The sequence below is a fragment of the Bradyrhizobium sp. LeoB3 genome, assembly GCF_055456055.1.
This window is the reverse complement of record NZ_JBVBEF010000024.1, coordinates 25118-45989: the sequence shown is the minus strand read 5'-3', so window position 1 is coordinate 45989 and position 20872 is coordinate 25118. Positions and strand designations below refer to the sequence as shown.

Annotated in this window: 21 protein-coding genes; 10 read left to right on the top strand and 11 right to left on the bottom strand. The window is 63.9% G+C overall.

The window, feature by feature from the left end:
• Entirely contained in the window at positions 1–1167 is a 1167-nt protein-coding gene (gene cyoA / locus ACZXDY_RS17970) for a ubiquinol oxidase subunit II (RefSeq protein ID WP_464346412.1), read from the bottom strand.
• A gap of 186 nt (positions 1168–1353) precedes the next feature.
• Here cyoA and ACZXDY_RS17965 point away from each other — a divergent pair, with 186 nt between their 5' ends.
• On the top strand, positions 1354–2670 hold the full coding sequence (locus ACZXDY_RS17965; protein WP_028164269.1) for an MFS transporter: 1317 nt from the start codon (positions 1354–1356) through the stop codon (positions 2668–2670).
• A gap of 185 nt (positions 2671–2855) precedes the next feature.
• Here the strand turns inward: ACZXDY_RS17965 and ACZXDY_RS17960 are convergent, their stop codons facing one another.
• Together ACZXDY_RS17960 and ACZXDY_RS17955 are read right to left on the bottom strand one after the other, a co-directional pair.
• Positions 2856–4385, bottom strand: coding sequence for a M48 family metalloprotease (locus ACZXDY_RS17960; protein WP_464346411.1), 1530 nt, complete (start codon positions 4383–4385; stop codon positions 2856–2858).
• Positions 4386–4530: 145 nt separating this feature from the next.
• Complete coding sequence (locus tag ACZXDY_RS17955; RefSeq protein WP_464346410.1) at positions 4531–5325, bottom strand: thermonuclease family protein; 795 nt, start codon at positions 5323–5325, stop codon at positions 4531–4533.
• 212 nt (positions 5326–5537) lie between these two features.
• Between ACZXDY_RS17955 and ACZXDY_RS17950 the strand changes: the two genes are divergently transcribed.
• From ACZXDY_RS17950 to ACZXDY_RS17940, 3 genes are read left to right on the top strand one after another with little or no spacing between them, the layout of a single operon-like run.
• Positions 5538–6056: an Mpo1 family 2-hydroxy fatty acid dioxygenase gene (locus ACZXDY_RS17950; protein WP_464346409.1), complete on the top strand. Its 519-nt coding sequence runs from the start codon at positions 5538–5540 to the stop codon at positions 6054–6056.
• A gap of 25 nt (positions 6057–6081) precedes the next feature.
• Entirely contained in the window at positions 6082–7131 is a 1050-nt protein-coding gene (locus ACZXDY_RS17945) for an NAD-dependent epimerase/dehydratase family protein (protein ID WP_051396753.1), read from the top strand.
• A 25-nt stretch (positions 7132–7156) separates the two neighbouring features.
• Positions 7157–7783 carry a methyltransferase family protein gene (locus ACZXDY_RS17940; RefSeq protein WP_028164273.1) on the top strand — a complete coding sequence of 209 codons (627 nt, stop codon included), beginning with the start codon at positions 7157–7159 and terminating at the stop codon, positions 7781–7783.
• A gap of 136 nt (positions 7784–7919) precedes the next feature.
• Here ACZXDY_RS17940 and ACZXDY_RS17935 read toward each other — a convergent pair whose 3' ends face one another.
• Positions 7920–8954 carry a LysM domain-containing protein gene (locus tag ACZXDY_RS17935; RefSeq protein WP_130225976.1) on the bottom strand — a complete coding sequence of 345 codons (1035 nt, stop codon included), beginning with the start codon at positions 8952–8954 and terminating at the stop codon, positions 7920–7922.
• 146 nt (positions 8955–9100) lie between these two features.
• Positions 9101–9844, bottom strand: a complete 744-nt coding sequence (locus ACZXDY_RS17930; protein ID WP_051396755.1) for a hypothetical protein — start codon at positions 9842–9844, stop codon at positions 9101–9103.
• Between the two features lie 511 nt (positions 9845–10355).
• Between ACZXDY_RS17930 and ACZXDY_RS17925 the strand changes: the two genes are divergently transcribed.
• From ACZXDY_RS17925 to ACZXDY_RS17915, 3 genes are all read left to right on the top strand, one after another.
• Positions 10356–11564, top strand: coding sequence for an ABC transporter substrate-binding protein (locus ACZXDY_RS17925; RefSeq protein ID WP_464346408.1), 1209 nt, complete (start codon positions 10356–10358; stop codon positions 11562–11564).
• Between the two features lie 139 nt (positions 11565–11703).
• A complete protein-coding gene (locus tag ACZXDY_RS17920; protein ID WP_464346407.1) occupies positions 11704–12498 on the top strand; it encodes an enoyl-CoA hydratase in 795 nt (264 codons plus the stop codon).
• Between the two features lie 2 nt (positions 12499–12500).
• On the top strand, positions 12501–13250 hold the full coding sequence (locus tag ACZXDY_RS17915) for a VOC family protein (RefSeq protein WP_464346406.1): 750 nt from the start codon (positions 12501–12503) through the stop codon (positions 13248–13250).
• Between the two features lie 58 nt (positions 13251–13308).
• Here ACZXDY_RS17915 and ACZXDY_RS17910 read toward each other — a convergent pair whose 3' ends face one another.
• The 3 genes from ACZXDY_RS17910 to ACZXDY_RS17900 are packed head-to-tail and all read right to left on the bottom strand — an operon-like array spanning position 13309 to position 16368.
• On the bottom strand, positions 13309–14109 hold the full coding sequence (locus ACZXDY_RS17910) for an enoyl-CoA hydratase/isomerase family protein (RefSeq protein WP_130225973.1): 801 nt from the start codon (positions 14107–14109) through the stop codon (positions 13309–13311).
• An 18-nt stretch (positions 14110–14127) separates the two neighbouring features.
• Positions 14128–15288, bottom strand: coding sequence for an acyl-CoA dehydrogenase family protein (locus ACZXDY_RS17905; RefSeq protein WP_456641417.1), 1161 nt, complete (start codon positions 15286–15288; stop codon positions 14128–14130).
• A gap of 15 nt (positions 15289–15303) precedes the next feature.
• Entirely contained in the window at positions 15304–16368 is a 1065-nt protein-coding gene (locus tag ACZXDY_RS17900) for an acyl-CoA dehydrogenase family protein (RefSeq protein WP_464346405.1), read from the bottom strand.
• 270 nt (positions 16369–16638) lie between these two features.
• On the opposite strand from ACZXDY_RS17900, the gene ACZXDY_RS17895 reads away from it, so the two are divergent.
• Positions 16639–17421, top strand: coding sequence for an SDR family NAD(P)-dependent oxidoreductase (locus ACZXDY_RS17895; RefSeq protein ID WP_464346404.1), 783 nt, complete (start codon positions 16639–16641; stop codon positions 17419–17421).
• Between the two features lie 183 nt (positions 17422–17604).
• On the opposite strand, the gene ACZXDY_RS17890 is transcribed toward ACZXDY_RS17895, so the two are convergent.
• Together ACZXDY_RS17890 and ACZXDY_RS17885 are read right to left on the bottom strand one after the other, a co-directional pair.
• Positions 17605–17883: a GlsB/YeaQ/YmgE family stress response membrane protein gene (locus ACZXDY_RS17890; protein WP_464346403.1), complete on the bottom strand. Its 279-nt coding sequence runs from the start codon at positions 17881–17883 to the stop codon at positions 17605–17607.
• Positions 17884–17934: 51 nt separating this feature from the next.
• Complete coding sequence (locus ACZXDY_RS17885; protein ID WP_028164283.1) at positions 17935–18540, bottom strand: YidB family protein; 606 nt, start codon at positions 18538–18540, stop codon at positions 17935–17937.
• A gap of 146 nt (positions 18541–18686) precedes the next feature.
• Between ACZXDY_RS17885 and ACZXDY_RS17880 the strand changes: the two genes are divergently transcribed.
• A complete protein-coding gene (locus ACZXDY_RS17880; protein ID WP_464346402.1) occupies positions 18687–19691 on the top strand; it encodes a 2-dehydropantoate 2-reductase in 1005 nt (334 codons plus the stop codon).
• A gap of 60 nt (positions 19692–19751) precedes the next feature.
• Positions 19752–19970, top strand: a complete 219-nt coding sequence (locus ACZXDY_RS17875) for a hypothetical protein (RefSeq protein ID WP_028164285.1) — start codon at positions 19752–19754, stop codon at positions 19968–19970.
• A 204-nt stretch (positions 19971–20174) separates the two neighbouring features.
• Here the strand turns inward: ACZXDY_RS17875 and ACZXDY_RS17870 are convergent, their stop codons facing one another.
• The gene (locus ACZXDY_RS17870) at positions 20175–20792 is read right to left on the bottom strand and encodes a hypothetical protein (protein ID WP_464346401.1); all 618 of its coding nucleotides are present in this window, start codon (positions 20790–20792) and stop codon (positions 20175–20177) included.
• Positions 20793–20872 lie beyond the last annotated feature (80 nt).

Genomic DNA, 20872 nt, shown 5'->3' with positions numbered 1-20872 from the left:
TCAGGAGTCTGATTTCGGACGCGGTCCGAGAAGAAGGGAACTCGAGGATGGATTGGCGGGGGAGAACAGCGGCCGCTTGAGGCCGGCCCCGCGCAGCGGCGTCGTGTCGAACGGGACGGTGCTCTCCGGCTCGGATTGCCCCTTGAGTTCGTCGACCGAGCAGATGCCCGCCACGTAGGTCGGTTCGGGCCCGAACACCGCGCCGCGCCGGGCATATTTGTCGTAGGTCAGCGGCAGCGTGTTGTTCAGGCCTTCGCGACCAAGCCCACCCTTGGCATCGATCGCCATCATCTCGCTGGCGCACATCTTGCCGGGCTCGACGCACATGTTGACGATCGCCTTGAACAGGTCGCCATCGACGGAGCCGTAGCGGCGGACCGGCTCGTTGGTGCTCGGACGTTCGAGCACGAGGTATTCGTTGCGGCCAAGCATGTCGCCGCTTGCCTTCACCTTCGCGATCCATTTGTCGAAATCGGCCGTCGTCAGGCTGTGGAATGCGAAGTACATCCCGGAGAAGCCGGCGCCGCTGTAATTGGCGGAGAAGCCCTTGTAGACGCCGGGCTTGTTGGTCACCGCGTGCAGCTTCGTCTCCATGCCCGGCATGGCGTAGACTTGGCCGGCCAGCGCCGGAATGTAGAAGGAGTTCATCACGGAGGAGGCCGTGATTCGGAAACGAATCGGGCGATCGACGGGAGCTGCAAGCTCGTTGACGGTCGCGACGCCGTACTCCGGATAGATGAAGAGCCATTTCCAGTCGAGCGCGACCACCTCGACATTGAGCGGCTTGTCCTGGGCCTCGATCGGGCGGTCGGCGTCAATGCGGCCAAGCGCGCGGTAGGGGTCGAGCAGGTGGGTGGCCATCCAGGTCAAGGCGCCCAGGCAGACGATGATCAGGAGCGGTGCCGACCAGATGACAAGCTCGAGCTGGGTGGAATGGTCCCATTCGGGCTCATAGCGGGCTGATGTGTTCGACGCCCGGTAGCGCCAGGCGAACAGCGCGGTCAGCGCCATCACCGGCAGGACGATCAAGAGCATCAGAACGGTGGAGATCACGACGAGGTCGCGCTGCTGCACGGCCACGTCGCCGGCCGGGGCGAGTACGACAAAATCGCAACCTGAAAGAGCGGCTGCGAGCGGCAGCAACGCCAGAATCCTCAAGACACGCACGGTGGAACCTTGTTGGAAATTTCCTATGTGAAACAGGGGGTAGCTGCGATGCAACAAAGAGGACATTGGACAATTTGTCCAATGTTGCAGTGCGCAATAGCGGCCCAAACAGCGCCTTTGAGGCCGCTAGCGGCAAGACCGGATGGCGGCCGCCTCAATCAAGAACGGAATAAGGCATAAGGCGCGATGGCGATGACACAGGCCCCAGCAATGGCTCACGGCCACCCGATGACGGCAGGTCACGAACCGGCGCGCCCGGGAGAGATCGCCATCGGCGTCATCATCGGCCGCACGTCCGAATTCTTCGATTTCTTCGTCTATGCGATCGCATCCGTGATCGTGTTTCCGCGCCTGGTGTTCCCATTCGCGAACGAGCTGACCGGGACACTTTATTCTTTCGGCATCTTCGCGCTGGCCTTCGTGGCGCGTCCGCTCGGGACCGTCATCTTCATGACGATCGACCGCCATTACGGTAAGAGCGCGAAGCTGATCATCGCGCTGTTCCTCTTAGGGACTGCGACCGTCGCGCTCGCCTTCCTGCCCGGCTACGACACGATCGGCGTGTTTGCGATCTGGCTGCTGGCGCTGGCGCGCGCTGCCCAGGGCCTGGCCTGGGGCGGGGCCTGGGACGGCCTTGCCTCGCTGCTGGCGATCAACGCGCCGCGGCATCACCGCGGCTGGTACGCCATGGTGCCGCAGCTCGGCGCGCCGCTCGGACTGATCGTGGCGAGCGCCCTGTTCGCTTTCTTTGCCGGCAACCTGTCCGCGGAGGATTTCTTCGACTGGGGCTGGCGCTACCCGTTCTTCGTCGCGTTCGCGATCAACGTGGTCGCCCTGTTCGCACGGCTGCGCATGGTGGCGACTCCGGAATATGATTCGGCATTCGAAAGCCGCGAGCTGCAGCCGGCCCGCATCGTCGATACGGTTCGTGACGAGGGCCGTAATATCCTGCTCGGCGCCTTCGCGCCGCTGGCGAGCTTTGCGCTGTTCCACATGGTCACGGTGTTTCCGCTCTCCTGGGTGTTCCTGTTCACCCGAGAAAGCCCGGTGCGGTTTCTCATCATCGAGATGATCGGCGCCGCGTTCGGCGTCGTGGCGATCGTGGCTTCGGGAGTGATCGCCGATCGCGTCGGCCGAAAATTGCTGTTGACCGGTTCGGCGATCGCGATCGCCGTCTATAGCGGCTTCGCTCCGCAACTGCTCGATGCCGGCGCCGTCGGTGAAACCATCTATATGGTGCTGGGCTTCATTCTGCTGGGCCTGTCGTTTGGCCAGTCTTCGGGAGCGATCGCCTCCAGCTTCGCGCCGATGTACCGCTACACCGCCTCGGCGCTGACCTCGGACCTCGCCTGGTTGTTCGGCGCCGGGTTTGCGCCGCTGGCCGCGCTCTTGCTGGCGACCCATTTCGGCCTGATCTCCGCCGGCGCCTATCTCTTGTCCGGCGCGGTGTGGACGCTGCTGGCCCTCTGGCTGAGCGGGCTGCGCGAAAACATCATCGAGTAGGGGCGAACGGGGAAAGACCAGAGCTTCGGTTCTGATTGAATCAGAACCGAAGCTCCAGATTGTTGTTTTGACGCGTTTTCTTCACGCGAACCGGTGTCCACTTCGCTCGAAAACGCTCTAGATTCTTGTTTTGACGCGTTTTCCTCGCGGGAACCGGTAATCCACTTCGCTCGAAAACGCTTACGTTACTCCATCACGATCTTCACGCGATCGCGGGGTTTGACCTGGGCGTGGGCGTCCAACCCGTTGAGGACGCGGAAGCGCTCGGTCGGGTGGTCGACGCCGCCCATGCGGTGCGAGAGCGATTCCACGGTGTCGCCGGGCTGCACATTGATGACCTTGATGCGCAGCGGGCGCGCGGCCTGGATTTCCTCAAGCGTCAGGCGGCGGAACGAATTGACGGTCTCGCGCGCATTACGCTCGCTCTCGGTGGTCTTCTGCTTGGCCGCGAAGATGAAGCGATAGACGTCGCTGCCGAAGCGCAGTGCGTAGACCTTGAACTGCCATTGGTCGCCCCGCGCGGTGGCGGACGCCGCCGGGAAGCCGTTGACGGTGATATCCTCTATGGAAGCCTTGTCGACGCCTTCCATCCAGCCGGAGTTGAGATAGTCGCCGAGCGACTGTTCCGCCGGCACCCGCACCACATCGAACCGCATCGCCTGCGCGCCGCCTTCGCGAACGCCGATCACCGCCTGCGCGGTGTTGTCGAGCGTGAAGTTCTCCGGGGCCTGGAAGGTGAACCCGAGCTTGGGGTGCAGAAAGCGGCGGCCGCGGACGAAACCTTCGCTCGGGTCTTCGCCATAGACGATGTTGTCGATCGCGGCGAGATAGGTCTCGCGGTCGCGCTCGGCACCTTCGGGCGCCGCATATTGCCGCGCTGCGGCCTGCGCATTGGAAATGCGTTCGGGCGTTGCCGGATGCGAGGACAGGAAGTCCTGCGCGCGCGGATCGAACGAGGTCTTGCCGACCTTCAGCGCTGCATTGCGCTCCATCGCCGTGAGGAAGCGCGAGGCACCATAGGGGTCGAAATGCGCGCGCGCGGCGATGCCGACGCCGATGCCGTCGGCCTCGAATTCCTGCTGGCGCGAGAAGCTCGCCATCGTGAGCTTGGTCTTGGCCAAAGCGAGCGCAGTGAGATCGGGATCATTGCTCATGTCCGTGACGACGCGCGTCACCACCGCCGCCTGCCGTGCCTGATCTTCGCGGATGGAGGCGTGCTTTGCGAGTACGTGCGCCATCTCGTGGCTCAGCACGGACGACAACTCCGAGGTGTCGCTGGCGAGCGCGATCAGGCCGCGCGTGACATAGAGCTGGCCAGTCGGCAGTGCGAAAGCGTTCACCGCGCCGGAATTGAGGATCGTCACCTTGTACCCCTGGTCGGGACGGTCGGACGCGGCGACCAGCCGATCGACTGTCTTGCTGATCAGGCCTTCCAGCTTCGGGTCGTCATAGGCGCCGCCATAGGTGGCAAGGATCCGCTCGTGCTCGCGCTCGCTCGCCGGCGTCTGCGCGACCGTGGGCTTCGGTTTTGCCGGTTGGGGCGCCGCGACCGGTGCTGCGGTTTCGAACCGGCCGGCGCCGAGATTGCCGCAGGCGGACAGCAGGGTCGCCGCGCACAAAAGCGCCAGCGCAGCCGAAAGGCCGCGGCCCGTCCTGTCCCGCCGTCCCACACCCTCAATCACGCCAGCTACTCTCAAGCTGCCGGAAGATATCATGGTCCGACCCGCCGGATCATGACCCCATCCCTGTTTGCGCCCTGTTTACGCATGATCTCTCGGAAGAACGAGCTTCCCGGATCATGCTCTCATCTGTTTGCTTGAGCACGACCTTTTCGGAGAGCCGCTTCCCCTTTTCATGCCCTTAGTTCCCGCCGAGCACTTCCAATTGCCCCACCCGGAGCAGTTCGATCCGTGGCCCGTTGCGCGCTTCGATCCAGCCGCGGATGCGAATCCGTCGATTTTCCAGTGACTTAGGCGCAAACCCAGCCGCCTCGAGCGCGGGGATCATGCGCCTTGGAATAGTCACAGCAAAGTCCCGTGTCCAGTTCCGGCCAAAGTTGAGGTAGGTGGTTGCTCCCGCCTGACGGACGGACAAGACCTTCCCCTCGACCACCGCAAAACGCCCGATCCCCGCCAAAATATCGCCCGGACTTTCCGCGTTTTTTATGGCCGAGGCGTCGGCCCACGTTCCCCTTTTGGCCTGCCTCGCCTCGGCCTCGGCGGCAAGCAACAGGGTGGCGCAATCCCGGTTCGAGACATCAGGTGATACCATCGCCTGGCCCTGCTTCAATAGCTCGCTTTGCACGGCCGCGTCGGAGCCCGAGACAAAGACGAACGCCGCCTGGCGTCCATAGCGGTCCGGCGCGTCGTCCTCGCCCTGCAGCGAGATGTCGCGTCCCATCACCAGCGCCGACAGGGCTGCGGTCCCTTTCTGCCGGTCCGCAATCTCGATGCCGGCGAGGCGGATCTCGCGGCCGTCCTCGAGACGAAAGCTGCGCCCGCCGGTCACGGACACGACCCGGCCCTCGCCCTGGACTTCGAAAGCGCATCCCGCCGCGCGGGCCGAATCGGCTATCACCGGAGGCATGAGGCACAACAGCAACATTTGTGCACAAAATTTCGCGTGATGCGCTGTCACTTTGTGGCCCCGTGTCATGACGCCGCTGCTAGCCGACTGAATTAGGACATGATTTTCCGTAACGACGTCGGTCTCCGTCCGACACTATCCCCGGGGCATTTTGACTTGAGGCCGATTGCGAGCATAAGTAGCACCCTATCGGCGGGGACCAGCAATGAAGCCGGAGCGCTGGATTTCGCGCAAGCCAGTCTTGCCGCGCGTCCGGGCACAACAGGAAAGATAAGTGCTGCATGAACTCGTTTTTTCGGCGGCAGTTGACCGATTACGTTGAATATCATCGTGACCCCTGGAATTGCGTGATGCATGTGTTCGGCATCGTGTTCCTGTTCCTGGCGGCCATTCTCCCCCTCAGCCTGTTGTCCTTCACTCTGTTCGGAGTTGAGGTCAGCGCGGCCGTGCTCGCCGTGCTGCCGGTCCTGTTCTACTGGTTCTTGCTCGATCTTGCGCTTGGTGCCGGAATCTTTTGCGGGGCTGTCGCTCTACTGTCACTGGCCGCCTGGATTGTCAGTCATGTGACCATCACCGGCTTGTGGTCGCTTACGGCGGTCCTCCTTGTCGTGGGAGTCGCCTCGCAGATCATCGGGCACCAGGTGTTCGAACGCAGGAAACCCTCGATGGCCGACAACCCCGCCCATCTGCTGCTCGGACCGATGTTCGTGATGGCGAAATTATTCATCGCGCTGGGCTTTCGGCACGATCTCGCGCGTATTATCCAGCCTCCGCAAGATTCCCTGTCGTATTCCCAGTAGCTCCAGCCGTACTGCACCCCACCGCATGACACGAATCCTAGTTACAGGCGGTAACGGCTTCATTGGCAAGCACCTGGTCTCGGCGCTTGTCGCGCAGGGCAGCGACGTACGTGTGCTTGATCTGCAGCCGCCGTCGCGGGCGTTGCCGAAGGTCGAGTATGTCAAGGGATCGGTGCTTGACCGCGACCTCGTAGACAGCGCCATCGATGGCGTCGACGAGGTGTATCACCTTGCCGGGTTGCCCGGGATGTGGCTGCCGCGGAAAGCCGATTTCCACGATGTCAACTGTGGCGGCACCGAGGTCGTGATCGGGACCGCGTGCAAGCGCGGCGTGAAGCGGCTCCTGCACTGCTCCACCGAATCAATCCTGTTCCGCGCCTCGCGATCGGACGATCGCCTCGCCGACGACGCGCTATTGCCCGACGACATGCCGGGGCCCTATACGCGCTCGAAAATGCTCGCCGAACGCTATGCGATGCAGCAGGCGGCAGCGGGATATCCTGTCGTCATCGGCTGCCCCACGATGCCGATCGGGACCCACGACCACAATTTCACGCCGCCGACGGAAATGCTCCGGCTATTCCTGAGCCAGCGCGTGCAGCTCTATCTAGATTTCGTCGTGAACCTGGTCGACGTGCGCGATGTCGCGGCAGGGCTGATCCTCGCCATGCAACGCGGGCAGTTCGGACATCGCTACATTCTCGGCGGCGAAGGCATCGCGCTGAAGCAGGTGCTGCGGATCATGGCGCATGTCAGGGGCCGGCGCACGCCGCGCCTTGCGATCAATGGCCGCCTTGCCGAGATCACCGCGGGCATCCTGGAGTTCGTTGCCGATCGCGTGACCCACCGGCCGCCGTCGGGCACGGCCGAAGGGGTGCGGATCGCGCGGCGGGCAGAGGCGCTGTCGATCGAAAAGGCGCAGCGCGAACTCGGCTACGCGCCCGGGCCGGTCGAGCCGGTGCTTCGCGAAACCATTGCGCATCTGCTTGGCTCCGGTCACAATCAGGCGGAATGGGAACCGGCATCGAGCCCGGGCGCCCAGTCGTTCAATACCACGCGCCGGTTTGGCGTCTGATCCAATCGCCTGATACGGTTGCAATATGTCGCAAGACCCTGGTCAATGGTTCGCGTTTGTCTGGAGCGGGTGGACCGCCACCTGGCCCACCCAGTTGCTCGCCATCATCTGGATTCTATGGGTCATGAGCTGGGTGGCGGCATCGGTCTGGTCCGGCCAGACCAAGAAGCACGTCATGACCTCGGACTCGCTGAGGTACCGCATCCCGATCCTCGTCGGCGCGATCCTGTTCCTGCCATGGACCGGACAGGTGCTGGGGGAAAAGCCGTTGTGGCAGTTCGGCAGCTTCGGCATCTACGTAATGGCGGTCCTGACGCTGGCCGGAATCTCCTTCACCTGGTGGGCGCGAATCCATCTCGGACGGTTCTGGTCGAACGCGATCACGCACAAGGAAGGGCACCACGTCATTGACACAGGGCCGTATGGCCTCGTGCGCCATCCGATCTACACCGGCCTGATCGCGGGAATGTTGGTCACCGGCATTGCCGTCGGGACGGTGACGGCGATCCTCGGGGCAGTGCTGATCTCGCTCGGTATGGCGCAGAAGGCCCGCATGGAGGAGGTATTCCTCAGCGCCGAACTCGGCGCGGAGGAATATGGAGCGTATCGCCGGCGCGTTCCGATGCTGATCCCGTTCATGCCGGCCGGTTAGCCGCAGCACGGTTTCTGCTTAAATCAGAATGGCGCCGTAGCCCGAGTGAAGCGCCAGCGGCCGCTCCTAAACGCTGACGCAGATGTCCCGGGTTGCTGCGCGTTCCGCTCCAACCTGGGCTACGTGCAGACATCTATCACCGTGGTCGCGGAGACGACTTCTCGCCCGAAGCCTGGCCCCGCGAAGGGCGGGGAGTGGGACTTGCCGGTCGCTTTGCCGGCTCCGCGGCCGTCGCCGTTGTTGCGGGCTGCTGCGAGACTGGCATCAGGTGGCGCGGGATGACGACGCGCTGGCCGGCGGTCAGTGGGGCATTATCGGACAGCTGATTGGCCTGGATGAGTGACCACAGCGGGACGTGGTTCACTGTGGCCAGACCCTGCAAGGTGTCGCCTGCGCGGGCGTATTGCGGAATGCCGCTGTCCCACAGCTCGAGCGGCGCATCTTGCGGAACGACGTAGCGCAGCGGTGCAGTCTCGCCTTTGATCTGCATCGGTGTCGTCCCGAGTTGCACGACCGCGTTCACCAACTGGTCGTGGATGGTATCCATCTTGTCGATGTTGATGTGGGTGACTTCCTTATGGTCCTTCAGGTCGAAGCTTGCATAGTGGCCTTGATAGCCCGACTCGGCGACGACATCGCCGCCCCCCAACACGCTGTCGGACATGAAGATATTGATGAAGCGCTCGACATTGAGCGGCACTTTCCCCGTTGCGTGCGCCGGATCGATGGCGACGATCAGGCTGACCGGGATGTTCTCCTCCTGAAGGACTTCGGCGAATATCACGGAGCAAAGTCCGCCCATCGAGTGCCCGATCAGGACGATCGGAAGAGGATCCTTTTTGTATTCGCGGATCGCCTTGGCGGCGATGAGCCGGCAGATGGTAAACTCGTTAACGTCGGCCTCGACGCCGACCTCCTGGAGGCGGCTGGTCAGTTGATCCATCCCGCGCGAAAAAATCGGGCCCATGGCGCCACGAAACAGATAGGCGCGCACCCGTGGCGTCGGAGCGGGTTGTTCGGCGGCAGGGGGCGGTAATGCGGCCACCGTGGCAGCGGTATTGGCCTGCTTTGCGGCCGGAGCCGCGAGCGCGAAATGGCAACCGGCCGGCCAGATGCAGGCGACAAGCATTGCCCGAAACACAATGGCCATTAGCGGTTTCGGATTGATCATGCGCCTTCCGCCTGTGGTTTCGGCGCGCAGATACGCCGGCGCCCGATTGCCGGCTGGCCACTTGCCCGCGTTTGAGATGAACTATCGCGCAGGAATTGGCAAGAATTGCGGCGCAACCTGCGCGCCGCAATTCGATAGGCCCGGGATCAGTTACGGACCGCGGCCGCGCTGGCGGCCGCCCGTGGTGGTACGGCGGCGCTTGCCTCACTCGGCTGCCGCCGCTTCGTCGGCGATGCCGGGCTTGGCCGGCCGAAGACGACGGCGTCGATCTCGCTGATCACCTTCTGCTGCATGATCTGGCTCTTTTCGATCGTCAGGTGCCCGACGCCCGGCACGCTCTGGACATTGACGTTGTCAAGCGTGCCCTGGAATCCCCTGGCCCTTTCGACCGGCGTGCCGGCGCCGTTGGCGACGTAGAAATTGATGTATCGTCCGACCCGTCCCGAAAGGCTGGTGTGGAACACCGAGTCGAGCCCGATGGCAAGCTTCACGGGAACGCCGAGCTGGTCCAGCCTCGCGACCATATCCGGCAGGGAGGTCGCGCCCGAGGAGTGACCGACCAGGATGACGGTCTTGATCTTGCCGCTGCGGTATTCGGCCGCGGCCTCGTTGGCGAGCGATGACCAGAACACGTAATTGCTGATCGTCACGCGCATGCCCTGCGCCTCTAGTTTCGCGGCAATCTCGTCCAGTCCCAGCGAGAAGATGTTCAGGACCCCGCGGAGCAGAAAGACGTGGGCGGTGGAGGCGCGAGCGGCGGCCGATTCCGGCGCAGCCTGTGCCGGGCTTGCGACGACCGGAAGCAGCAGCAACAGCGCGGTCGCGACGGCGCGCAGCCGCGGAAACAAGTGCCGGCCGACCAGTCCGGTGTGGCCGCGATATGCGTTCATGGCTCCTCCTCGAAGGGCTACCGAATATTTGCGACGACCGTACCCCCAGCCCCCTCGCAACCGCAACAAAAGCGGTACGCGCGGCGTGGCTTTACTGAGGCGGCGTGTCTCGCGAGCAACACGGAGTCAGGGATTCGTTAATCTCTGTCGTGAGCTAGGGGCGTGGGAACTAGGCGAGAAAGTGGCGGCCACCGGGAGGCAATCGAAATCAGCAGCGAGGCACGCGCTTTTGATTGCCGCGTGTCCGGACGCGCCTGCGCCTGCGGGCTCAATTGCAAGTCGCTGCTCGGGGCGAGACCCGTGATCAAAGCGCTGTTTCGTTCGACCGCAAACTTCGATCGACGCCGAGATATTGTATCGAGCTGACGCCCCCGAAGACCATTCCGTTTAACGGAAAACCACGGGCAGATTCATGTATTGCCGCGGCTTGCTGCCACCAATCTCATGCGGCATGATCGCGCCGCAAAATGGTAGACCGCAGTCAATGTGGCTGACGAACCGGGAGGACTTCATGAAACGGATTCTGTCGGGCGCATTCGCCTGCATGCTGGCGGTCTCGGCCACCGCGGCGCTGGCGCAGGGCAAACCGCCGCCGCTCAAGATCGGCGGCATCCTCGACATGTCGAGCCTTTACGCCGACATCACCGGCCCCGGCAGCGAAACCGCCGCCAAGATGGCGGTGGAGGATTTCGGCGGTGAGGTCTTGGGCCGCAAGGTCGAGGTCGTGGTCGGCGATCATCTCAACAAGGCCGACCTCGCCGCGAACATCGCGCGCGATATGCTCGACAACCAGGGCGTCGAGATGATCTTCGACGTCGCGGCTTCCGCCACCGCGCTCGCCGCGGGCGAGATCGCCAAGGCGCGGGGCAAGATCATCATCTTCAACGGCCCCGGCTCGATCCGCCTCTCCAACGAGGCCTGCGGCCCCTATACCGTGCACTATGTGTTCGACACCTTCGCGCAGGCCAATGTGACGGGTCTCGCGGCGGTCAAATCCGGCCTCGACACCTGGTTCTTCCTGACCGCCGACTACGCCTTCGGGCAGGATCTCGAGAAGGACACCACCAATGTCGTGGTCAAGACTGGCGGCAAGGTGCTGGGCAGTGTCCGCCATCCGCTGAATACGTCGGACTTCTCGTCCTTCCTGCTGCAGGCGCAGGCCTCAAAGGCGAAGGTGATCGGGCTTGCCAATGCCGGCGGCGACACCATCAACGCGATCAAGCAGGCGGCCGAATTCGGTCTGACCAAGAGCGGCCAGAAACTCTCCCCGTTGCTCGCCTTCGTCACCGACATCGACAGCGTCGGCCTCGACACCGCGCAGGGGCTGTTGCTCGCCGAAGCCTTCTACTGGGACCTGAACGACGACACCCGCGCATTCACCAAGCGCTTCATGGAGCGCACCAAGCGCGTGCCGACCTCGGCGCAGGCCGGCGTCTATTCGTCCGTCACGCATTACCTGAAGGCGGTGAAGGCCGCGGGCACCACGGATGCCGCGGCTGTGATGAAGGTGATGAAGGAGACCCCGATCAACGACATGTTCGCCAAGAACGGCAGGATCCGCGAGGACGGCCGCATGGTGCACGACATGTATCTGTTCGAGGTGAAGAAGCCGTCCGAGTCCAGGGGACGCTGGGACGACTACAAGCTGCTCGCGACCGTTTCCGGCAACGAGGCGTTCCAGCCGCTGGAAAATTCGCGCTGCCCGCTGGTGAAGAAGTGACGCGAAGCGTGGCCGTCATTGCGAGGAGCGATAGCGACGAAGCAATCCATGGCTCCGCAAGCGGCGAGATGGATTGCTTCGCTCCGCTCGCAATGACGGTGGATGGATCTAACTAACAACAACCAAGAAAGCCAAACCCATGACTGAAAACAGCATCGTCCTGCAAAGCCTCGACAACGGCCTGCTCACCATCACCATGAACCGTCCGGAGCGGCGCAATGCGCTGAACCCGGACATGACGCGCGGCCTGGTCGAGGCGGCGCGGCGGGCAGCCGAGGATCACGAGGTGCGGGCGGTGCTGATCAAGGGCGCCGGCGGCACCTTCTGCGTCGGCGGCGACGTGAAGTCGATGGCGGAAGGGCGGGCGCCGCTGCCGTTCGAGGCCAAACTTACCAACTTACGTCGCGGCATGGAGGTCTCGCGGATCCTGCACCAGATGGCAAAGCCGGTGGTGGCGCAGCTCGACGGCGCTGCAGCCGGCGCCGGGCTCTCGATCGCGCTGTCCTGCGACCTGCGGGTGGCGAGCGAGTCCTGCAAGATCACGACCGCCTTCGCCAAGGTCGGCTTCTCCGGCGACTATGGCGGGACCTATTTCCTGACCCAACTCCTCGGCAGCGCGAAGGCGCGCGAGCTGTATCTGACCTCGCCGGTCCTCACCGCGCAGGAGGCGCATGCGCTTGGCGTCGTGACCAAGGTGGTGCCGGATGCGCAGATTGACGCCGCCGCGCGCGAGCTTGCGATGTCGCTGGCACAGGGACCGTCGATCGCGCTCGGCTTCATCAAGCGCAACATCAACAATGCCGAGCATCTGTCGCTCGAGGATTGCTTCGACGGCGAAGCCATCCATCACACCCGCTGCGGTGAGACAGCCGACCACAAGGAAGCGGCCAGGGCGTTCGTCGAGAAGCGCAAGCCCGTCTTCAAGGGCGAGTAGGGATGGCTGGCTACCTCAGGCTGCGCCAGATTTGTCTGGTGGCGCCAGAACTCGAGCCCGTGATTTCAGCTATCGCCGACATCATGGGCCTGAGCGTCTGCTATCGCGACGGCAATGTCGCGAAATATGGCCTGGAGAACGCGCTGCTGCCGGTTGACACCATCCTGCTCGAAGTGGTGGCACCGTTTAAGCCGGGCACGGCGGCAGGCCGCTTCATTGAGAAGACCAGCGGCCGCGGCGGCTATATGGCGATCTTCTGCTGTGATGATCCCGACGCGCGCGGCGCGCATGCCAACGCCATCGGCGTGCGCACCGCCAACGTGATCACGCACGCGCCCTATCACGGCGTGCAACTCCACCCGCGCGACTGCCGCGCCGCCTTCATCGAGTTCAACCACACCGATGGCAGCGACGATGTCCTGGGGCCTTATCCGCCGGCCGGGCCGGAGTGGCAGAAGCACATCCGAAAGGATGTGACGCAGGCGCTGACCGAAGTCGAGATGCAGAGCCCGGAGCCGCAAGTGCTCGCGGCGCATTGGGGGCGGATCCTCGAGGTGCCGGTCAGCGGGACCGAGCTACGATTGCCGAATTGCACCTTCCGCTTCGTCAACGGCGAAAGCGAGATCATGAGCGCGCTGACGTTCAAGGTGGCGGACGCGGCGAGGGTGCGCGATGCTGCAAAGAAAAAGGGACTTGCGGTGACCGGCGACGAGTTCTCGTTGGGTGGCGTCACGTTCCGGCTCGCCGCCTGAGCCACACACTCTGTCGTCATGGCCGGGACAAGCCCGGCCATGACGATCGAGAGCGGCGTTATCGCCCCTTGAAATTCGCAACGCGGCGCTCGGCGGAGGCTTTCACGCCTTCCTTGAAATCTTCGGTGGCGCGCAGCCTGGTCTGCTCGATCAGCTCATGATTGGTGGCGGCGAGCACGCGGTCGGCGAAGTCGCTGCGCATGGTGGCGCGGGTGGAGATGAGGCCGAGCGGGGAGCACTCGGCGATCTCCTGCGCGAGCTTCAGCGCCTCGGCGCGCACTTGATCTTGCGGCACCAGCACGTTGGCGAGTCCCCAGCGATAGGCCTCCTCGCCGGTGACGCGGCGGCTGGTGTAGAACATCAATTCCGCGTTGTTCTTGCCGATCAGTTCGGGCAGCGTGAATGTCAATCCGAAGCCGGGATGGAAGCCGAGCTTGGTGAAGTTTGCCGAGAAGCGCGCCTCGGGGCAGGTAACTCGGAAATCCGCGGAGACGGCAAGGCCAAGTCCGCCGCCGATGGCGGCGCCATGGACAGCGGCGACGATCGGCTTCTTGTTGCGGAAGATGCGCACCGCCTGCACATAGAGATGGTTGATCGGCAGATTGGCAGCCGGATCAGAGGCTGCGCGCTCTTCCTGCTCCTGCCGCGCCGGATCGTTGAAATTGGCGCCGGCGCAGAACGCCTTGCCTTGCGCAGCCAGCACGCTTGCGCGGATCTCGATGTCGCGGTCGAATTCCTCCAGCGCGTCCGCGATCTGGTTGATCAGCGCGACGTCGAAGAAGTTCAACGGCGGTCTGCGGATTTCGATCAGGCCGACGTGGCCCTGCTTCTCGACGCCGATATCGGTATATTTGCTCATGAGCGTTCCCTACAAAAATTAGCGTAACCCAAGCCCGCGGGCGATGATGCCGCGGAGCACTTCCGTGGTGCCCCCCTGGATCGTCAGTTTCGGCGCCGTCCGAAGCGCGAATTCGAGCTGCTTCTCCAGCGTCTCGCGGTTGGAGGCGGTCTCCTCGACGAAGGCGGCGAGGTCGCGCACGCGATGCGGCAATTGCTGCTCCCATACCGTGCCGATGTCCTTGACGATGGAGGCCTCCACGACCGGCTCCTTGCCAGCTTGCAGCATGCCGGCGACCGAGACCGACATGCGGCGCATGGTGTGAAGCTGCGCCACCAGACGGCCGATGCCTTCGGCGCTGCGCGTATCAGGCTTGTCGCCGACGGCGCGCACCAGCTCGGTCAGCACGTAATAGGTCTCAAGGAAGCGCTCGGGGCCACTGCGCTCATAGGCGAGCTCTGACGTCGCCTGCTTCCAGGCGCCATCGATCTCACCCAGCACGTGATCGTCGGGCACGAAATAGTCGGTGAAGACGACTTCGTTGAACTCGAATTGCCCCGTGATCTGGCCAATCGGATTCACCTTAATGCCCGGCTGTTTCATCTTGACCAGGAACTGGGTCAGGCCATGGCGACGGTTTTCTTTCGTCGGCGGCGAAGTGCGGAAGATCGCGATCATGTAGTCGGCGATATGCGCCGAGGAGGTCCAGATCTTGCTGCCGTTGATGAGGTAGCCGCCGTCGGTCTTGGTCGCGCGCGTCTTCGCCGCGAACAAATCCGAGCCGGAATTCGGCTCGCTCATGCCGATCGCAAAACAGAGTTCGCCGCGGCAGATGCGGGGCAGGATGTCCATCTTGATATGCTCGGGCGCGTACTTCAAGAGGACCGGCCCGCTCTGGCGGTCGGCGACGAAGAAGCGTCGCGTCGGCGCGTTGGCGACCCGCATCTCCTCGGTGACCACATAACGTTCAAGGAACGAGCGCTCCTGGCCGCCATATTTCTTCGGCCAAGTCATGCCGAGCCAGCCCTTGGCGCCGACCCGGCGCGAGAATTCCGGCGCGTCGGTATCTTCGCGGTTGGGCTTGTTCGGATCAAAGGTGCCGGCGGCGATCTCCTCGGCAAGGAAGGCGCGCACCTCTTTGCGTAATTGCTCGCATTCGGGCGGCAGACGGATCGGATCGAAACGTAGGGCTGCAGTCATGGCTCTTTCCGTAAATCAGCGCGAGGCCACCAGCGGCCACAATTCGTCGGCGCCTCTGGCGGCGACACGCTTGCCGAGCTCAACCGCCCAATGGCTTTCCGAGCCGAAATCGTCGCGCCAGGCCAGCGCACGCAGCGAATAGCGATGCAGGATATGCTCCATGGTGAAGCCGATCGCGCCGTGCACCTGGTGTGCGATGGCGCCGCCTTTCTCGGCCGCCTCCGCGCAGCGGATCTTGGCGGACGCTGCTTCGAGGTACACTGCGTCGTCGAAAGAGGTCGCATTCGCAACGGCGTCGGCGGCAGAGGTCGCGGCCGCAAGCGCGGCGGCGGATTCGCCGGCGAGGCGTGCGAGATTGTGCTGCACCGCTTGGAATTTCGAGATCTTCTTCTCGAAGGCGACACGTTCGTTGGAGTACCGCACGGAAATGTCGAGCATCGATTCCAGCGCGCCCGCGATCTGGAGGCTGCGGACCACGCCGCCCATCAGCATCAGCGTGGTCTGGTCAAAGCCCTTCGGCGCCGGCTTGATCGTGATTGGCTCGACCTTGTCCAGCGTCACGGTGTCCGAATTGTCGTAGCCGACATTGATGCCGGCCTCGGTCCGGCCTTTCGCGGCATCGACCAATGCGATCGAGATGCCGCCGTTGCCATGCGCCAGCACTGCGAAATGCTTTGCCGCTTTGGCAAAGGGCACGCCGCGGGCGCGGCCGGACAGGCTGCCATCGGCATTGAGCGTGATGCGGTCCTTCGGGCTCGCGGGGACCACCGTCATCTCGCCGTCGGGGGACGTGATCTTCGCCTGCGCGAGCAGCCAGCCCGCCAGCATGGTCTCGGCGAGCGGCACCGCGATTGCAAACCGGCCCGCGGCGTTGAGCACGCCAAAGCTTTCGGCCAGACTCGCGCCGGAACCGCCGAGATCGTCCGGCACCCAGGCGAGCGGCAGGCCGGCCTCGCTCAGCGCCTGCCACAGCGGCGCTTTCCAGCTTCCCGTCGTGTCACTGTTGATGGTCTGGGCGTCGGCGAGATCGGCAAAGATTTTCTCTGCGGTCTCGACGACGATATTCTCACTCTCCGCCACGGCGTTCCTCAAGCTATGGAATTTGGCACGTCTCGGACGCGCCAAACGGGCGCGCCAAGTGCATTTCGTTCTTGCGCTTTATGATGGGGAAAAGCCATAGCCCTGACAAGCGCTGTCCGCAGGGCCGCCTGCGGCCGCGGCATGCGAGCCATCGCGCGGAAGCAGAAATTCCACGCAACGGAGTTCTGGCTTGTCGCCTTGGCCGCGCGATATGGTATGCCAGCGCGGGAACGTTTTGAGCGCAAAAGCTAAAGAGGGAGTGGAGTGCTAATGTCGAAGGATGGTTTGTATGCGATCGTAACGGGCTCTGCGTCCGGCCTCGGGGCCGCGACCGCGCAGATCCTGGCAAAGAGCGGTGGACGCGTCGTCGTCAACTATTCCAACAGCAAGAACGAAGCCGAAGAGACCGCCGATCTTTGCCGCAGCGCCGGCGCCGAGGTCGTGGTGGTGCAGGGCGACGTGTCGCGCGACGAGGATTGTCGGAAGATCGCCGCAGCGGCGGCATCCTGGGGCAGGCTGGATGCACTGATCAACAATGCCGGCACCACCAAGCATGTCGCGCACGACAATCTCGACGGGCTCTCGGCGGAAGATTTCCAACGCATCTACGCGGTGAACACCATCGGGCCGTTCCAGATGGTGCGCGCGACCCGACCGCTGCTTGAAGCCGGCGCCAACGCGTCGGGGCGCGCCTCGGCGGTTGTGAATGTCTCGTCGGTTGCGGGTATTTCCGGCGTCGGCTCCTCGATCGCCTATGCCGCTAGCAAGGGCGCGCTCAACACCATGACGCTGTCGCTCTCGCGTGCGCTCGCGCCGCTCATTCGCGTCAACACGGTATGCCCCGGCTATATCGACACGCCCTGGTTCACCAAGGGCCGCGGCGAAGCCGGCGCCAAGCAGGTGCGCGACGCTGTCGTGGCGAGGGTGCCGCTGAAGGTCGCCTCAACGGCGGAAGATATTGCACAGCTCGTCTGCTTCCTGGCGACGCCGGCCTCGAGCAACATGACCGGCGAATGCGTGCGCATGGATGCGGGAATGCATCTGATTTCGTAGGCGCATCCTCTATGTCATGGCCAGGCTTGCCCGTCTTCGCTATCGCTTCGCCGGACCGACGCTGGAGTGCCCGGCGAAGCCTTGGCGTAGCCGGGTCCCGGCCATCCACGATCTTGGCCGCGGATACGAAGAACGTGGATGCCCGGGACAAGCCCGGGCATGACGGAGCGAGAGCAAAGCGCGCTACCGCCTGCCGGGATCGGGAATGACGCCGCTCGCCACCAGCCGGTTCCAGATGAACAGCACCACCACCGCGCCGATGGTGGCGGTGATGAAGCCGGCGCCTTGATCGGGGCTGTAATGGCCGATGGCCTGTCCGACCCAGGTCGCGAGAAACGCGCCGGCGATCCCGAGCACCGTCGTCAGGATGAACCCGCTCGGGTTGTTCGGTCCGGGCGAGAGGAAGCGCGCGATCAGGCCTGCGATGAAGCCGACGATAATGACCCAAAGAATGCCGCTCATGGCGGTCGTCCTTTCCTGAAACGAGAAATCAGCCTTTGTCCGCGGCCGCAATCAAACCCGCCGCGACATTTCCTCGTCGCTCGGCAGTCGCCCGTCCGGCGTCAGGTGATTGACCGCGTCGGGCAAAAACTGGCTCAAGCCACTGAGCAGGTCGTCGCGCGATAGGCCGCTTTGCGCGGAGATCTGGTCGATCTGGTCGGCACCCAGCGCGTTGGCGAGATCGCCCGGCGCGACCTGCTTGTTTGGGCCGTTGCTGACCCAGGAATTGGCCTGGTCGCCGAGGCCGTTATCCTGCAGTTGTTTCAGGAGATCGCCGAGCCCGCCGCTCAGGACCGTGCCGGCAGCACCACCGGCGAGCAGTCCGCCAAGGCCGCCCTTGAGCAGATCGCTCAATCCGCCGCCCGCCGCACCGCCGGGCACGTTTGCTGCGACGACGTTGCCGGGCGGAGGAGCGGGTGTCTGAGTTGGCGTCGGCGCCGGCGCCTGCCGTGGGGCCTCGCCGGGCTGATTGGTGAAATGCCTGACCGCCTTCCAGGCCAGCAGTGCCAGGATGGCCATGGTCATTGGCGACATGCCGCCCTTGTCGGATTCGGCGCTCGGCGTGCTGGGCCCGCGCGGGCCATTCTGCATGCCGTTGAGTACGTCGAGTAAACCCATCGTCTTCTCCCGCGTATCTGCCCCGCGCCGAAAACATAACGGCCGCCCATGACGGTTACAAGGTACGGCCGCAGGCTGCGGCTCCGGTTCGGTAGGCACAAAATACCAAGTCTGCTATCGATTATGGTCGTGGGGTTGAACGGCGGATGAATGCTTTGGATCGACCGATCGGGATCGCCGGTGCCGGCAGCATCGGCTGTTTTGTTGGCGGCATGCTGGCAGCCAGCGGCCGCAAGGTGGCGCTGTTGGCGCGGCCGCGCGTGGTCGATGAAATCAGGGGTAACGGGCTGCGCCTGATCGGCTTCGACGGGTCAGAGCAAAGGCTTGCTGCGAACGAGATCACGCTGTCCGACGATCCCTCCATTTTTGCCGACGCCGGCACGGTGCTGGTCACGGTCAAGAGCGCGGATACCGCTGATATGGCTGACCTCATCGCGAGGCACGCGCCTGACGATGCAGTCATCGTCAGCCTGCAGAACGGCGTCGGCAATGTCGGCCTGTTGCGCCAGCGCCTACCCGGTCGAAAGGTGCTGGGCGGGATGGTGCCGTTCAACGTGGTCGGTCTCGGCGAGGGCAGGTTTCACCGCTCGACATCGGGCGCAATCGTCGTCGAACGGGATGCGGCGGGCACGGCGCAGCAATTATCGGTGCCGGGCCTTGCAATGCGCGCGACGGACAATATCGACGGCGTGCAGTGGGGCAAGCTGATCGTCAATCTCAACAACGCGCTGAATGCGCTGTCCGACATCCCGCTGCGCCGGCAGCTCGCACAGCGCAACTGGCGAAAGCTGTTCGCCGACCAGATGGCGGAGGGGCTCGCGGCGATCAAGGCGGAAGGCATTAGACCGGTGTCGCCGACGCCGATTCCGGCTGGGCTAATACCGCCGCTGTTGCGGCTGCCGGATGCGATCTTCGAGGCGCTGCTCGGGCGTACCATGAAGATCGATCCGCAGGCGCGCTCCTCAATGTGGGAAGATCTCAAGCGCGGGCGACGCACCGAGATCGATTATCTGCAGGGCGTCATCACAGATATCGCCGACCGGCGCGGCCTGAAGGCGCCGCTGTCACGGCGTATCGTCGAACTGGTCAAGCAGGCCGAGGCGGCGGGCAAGGGTTCGCCCGGGTTGACGGTCGGGCAAATCCGAGGCTGATGCCTTGAAAAGGCGCCGGCCCCGCACGAATTCCAATGGGGACATGATGGAGGAGGATCGATGAGACGGATCGCCACCGCAGTGTGGTCGGTTGTGACCCTGACTCTAGGATCAGTCGCGGCGTCCCATGCCGCGCCGCCGACGGTCGTCCCTTCGCCGGGCTATGACGCACGATTGCAGGAGAGCCGCGCGGCATCGCGAGCGCCGGCCTTGGATCCGATTGCGCCTGCGCCCAAGCGGGTCGTGCCGCACCGCGCCAAGCGCACGCATCTGCGCTAGAGCATGATCCGGAAAAGTGTGAAGCGGTTTTCCGAAAAGATCATGCTCAAACAATAACCTAAAGCGCGATGATGATTCATCCTCATCTCAGCGCGCTTTAAGGCACCTCGTAGCCCGGGTGAAGCGAAGCGCAACCGGGATCTTTGCCTTAGGGGGCGGCCCCGGGTTACGCTGCGCTTCACCCGGGCTGCGATTCCGAAAGGGTCAGCTCCGCTGCTTCGCCTTGGCGGGCGGCGCCGGCGGCTGCGGGGCGAAAATCTTCTTGAACTCGTTCCAGCTCGCGGAGACCCGCGGCCAGTCGCAGGAAAACGAGTCCTTGGCGCATTTGGCGGCTCTGATGCGCTCGGCCCGCTTGACCGGGCTTGCCACCGGCACCGGCACCCGCACCGTGTCGGTCCGCAATGTCACCTTCTGGACGTCCGGCTGCGGGGGCGGTTGCATTGGCGGCAATTGCACTTGCGCTTCCTGCTGCTGCTGCTTCAAGGCGAGCGCCGCGGTCATGCTCTCGCGGCGCTGCTTTTCCAGATAGCGGGCATATTCCTGGTCGATCTTCTTCTGCTCCTCCGGCGTCGGGTTGGGGCCGGAGATGTCGAATGAGCGGTCCTGCAGGAAGTCATAATAAGTGTAGCCGCCGCCGGGCTTGCGGCGGCCGGCGAATTTCGCGTTGCAGTCGCCAAGCTGCGAGGTCTTGTCTTCCTTGGTCTTCGCCTTCTCGGCGACGTCGGCGCATTCCTCGAAATCCCTCGGCGTGCCGCGCCACCATTGCGCGTCGACGCGCGCGGGCGCAAGCACGGCTGCACCGGCGGCGGCAACACTGAGCATTAGCAAACGCGAGGCGATCACAGAGGCATTCCCAGCCAGATTCGGACGGGCGAGAGAGTTGGGCGGATTGTCGTCATTTT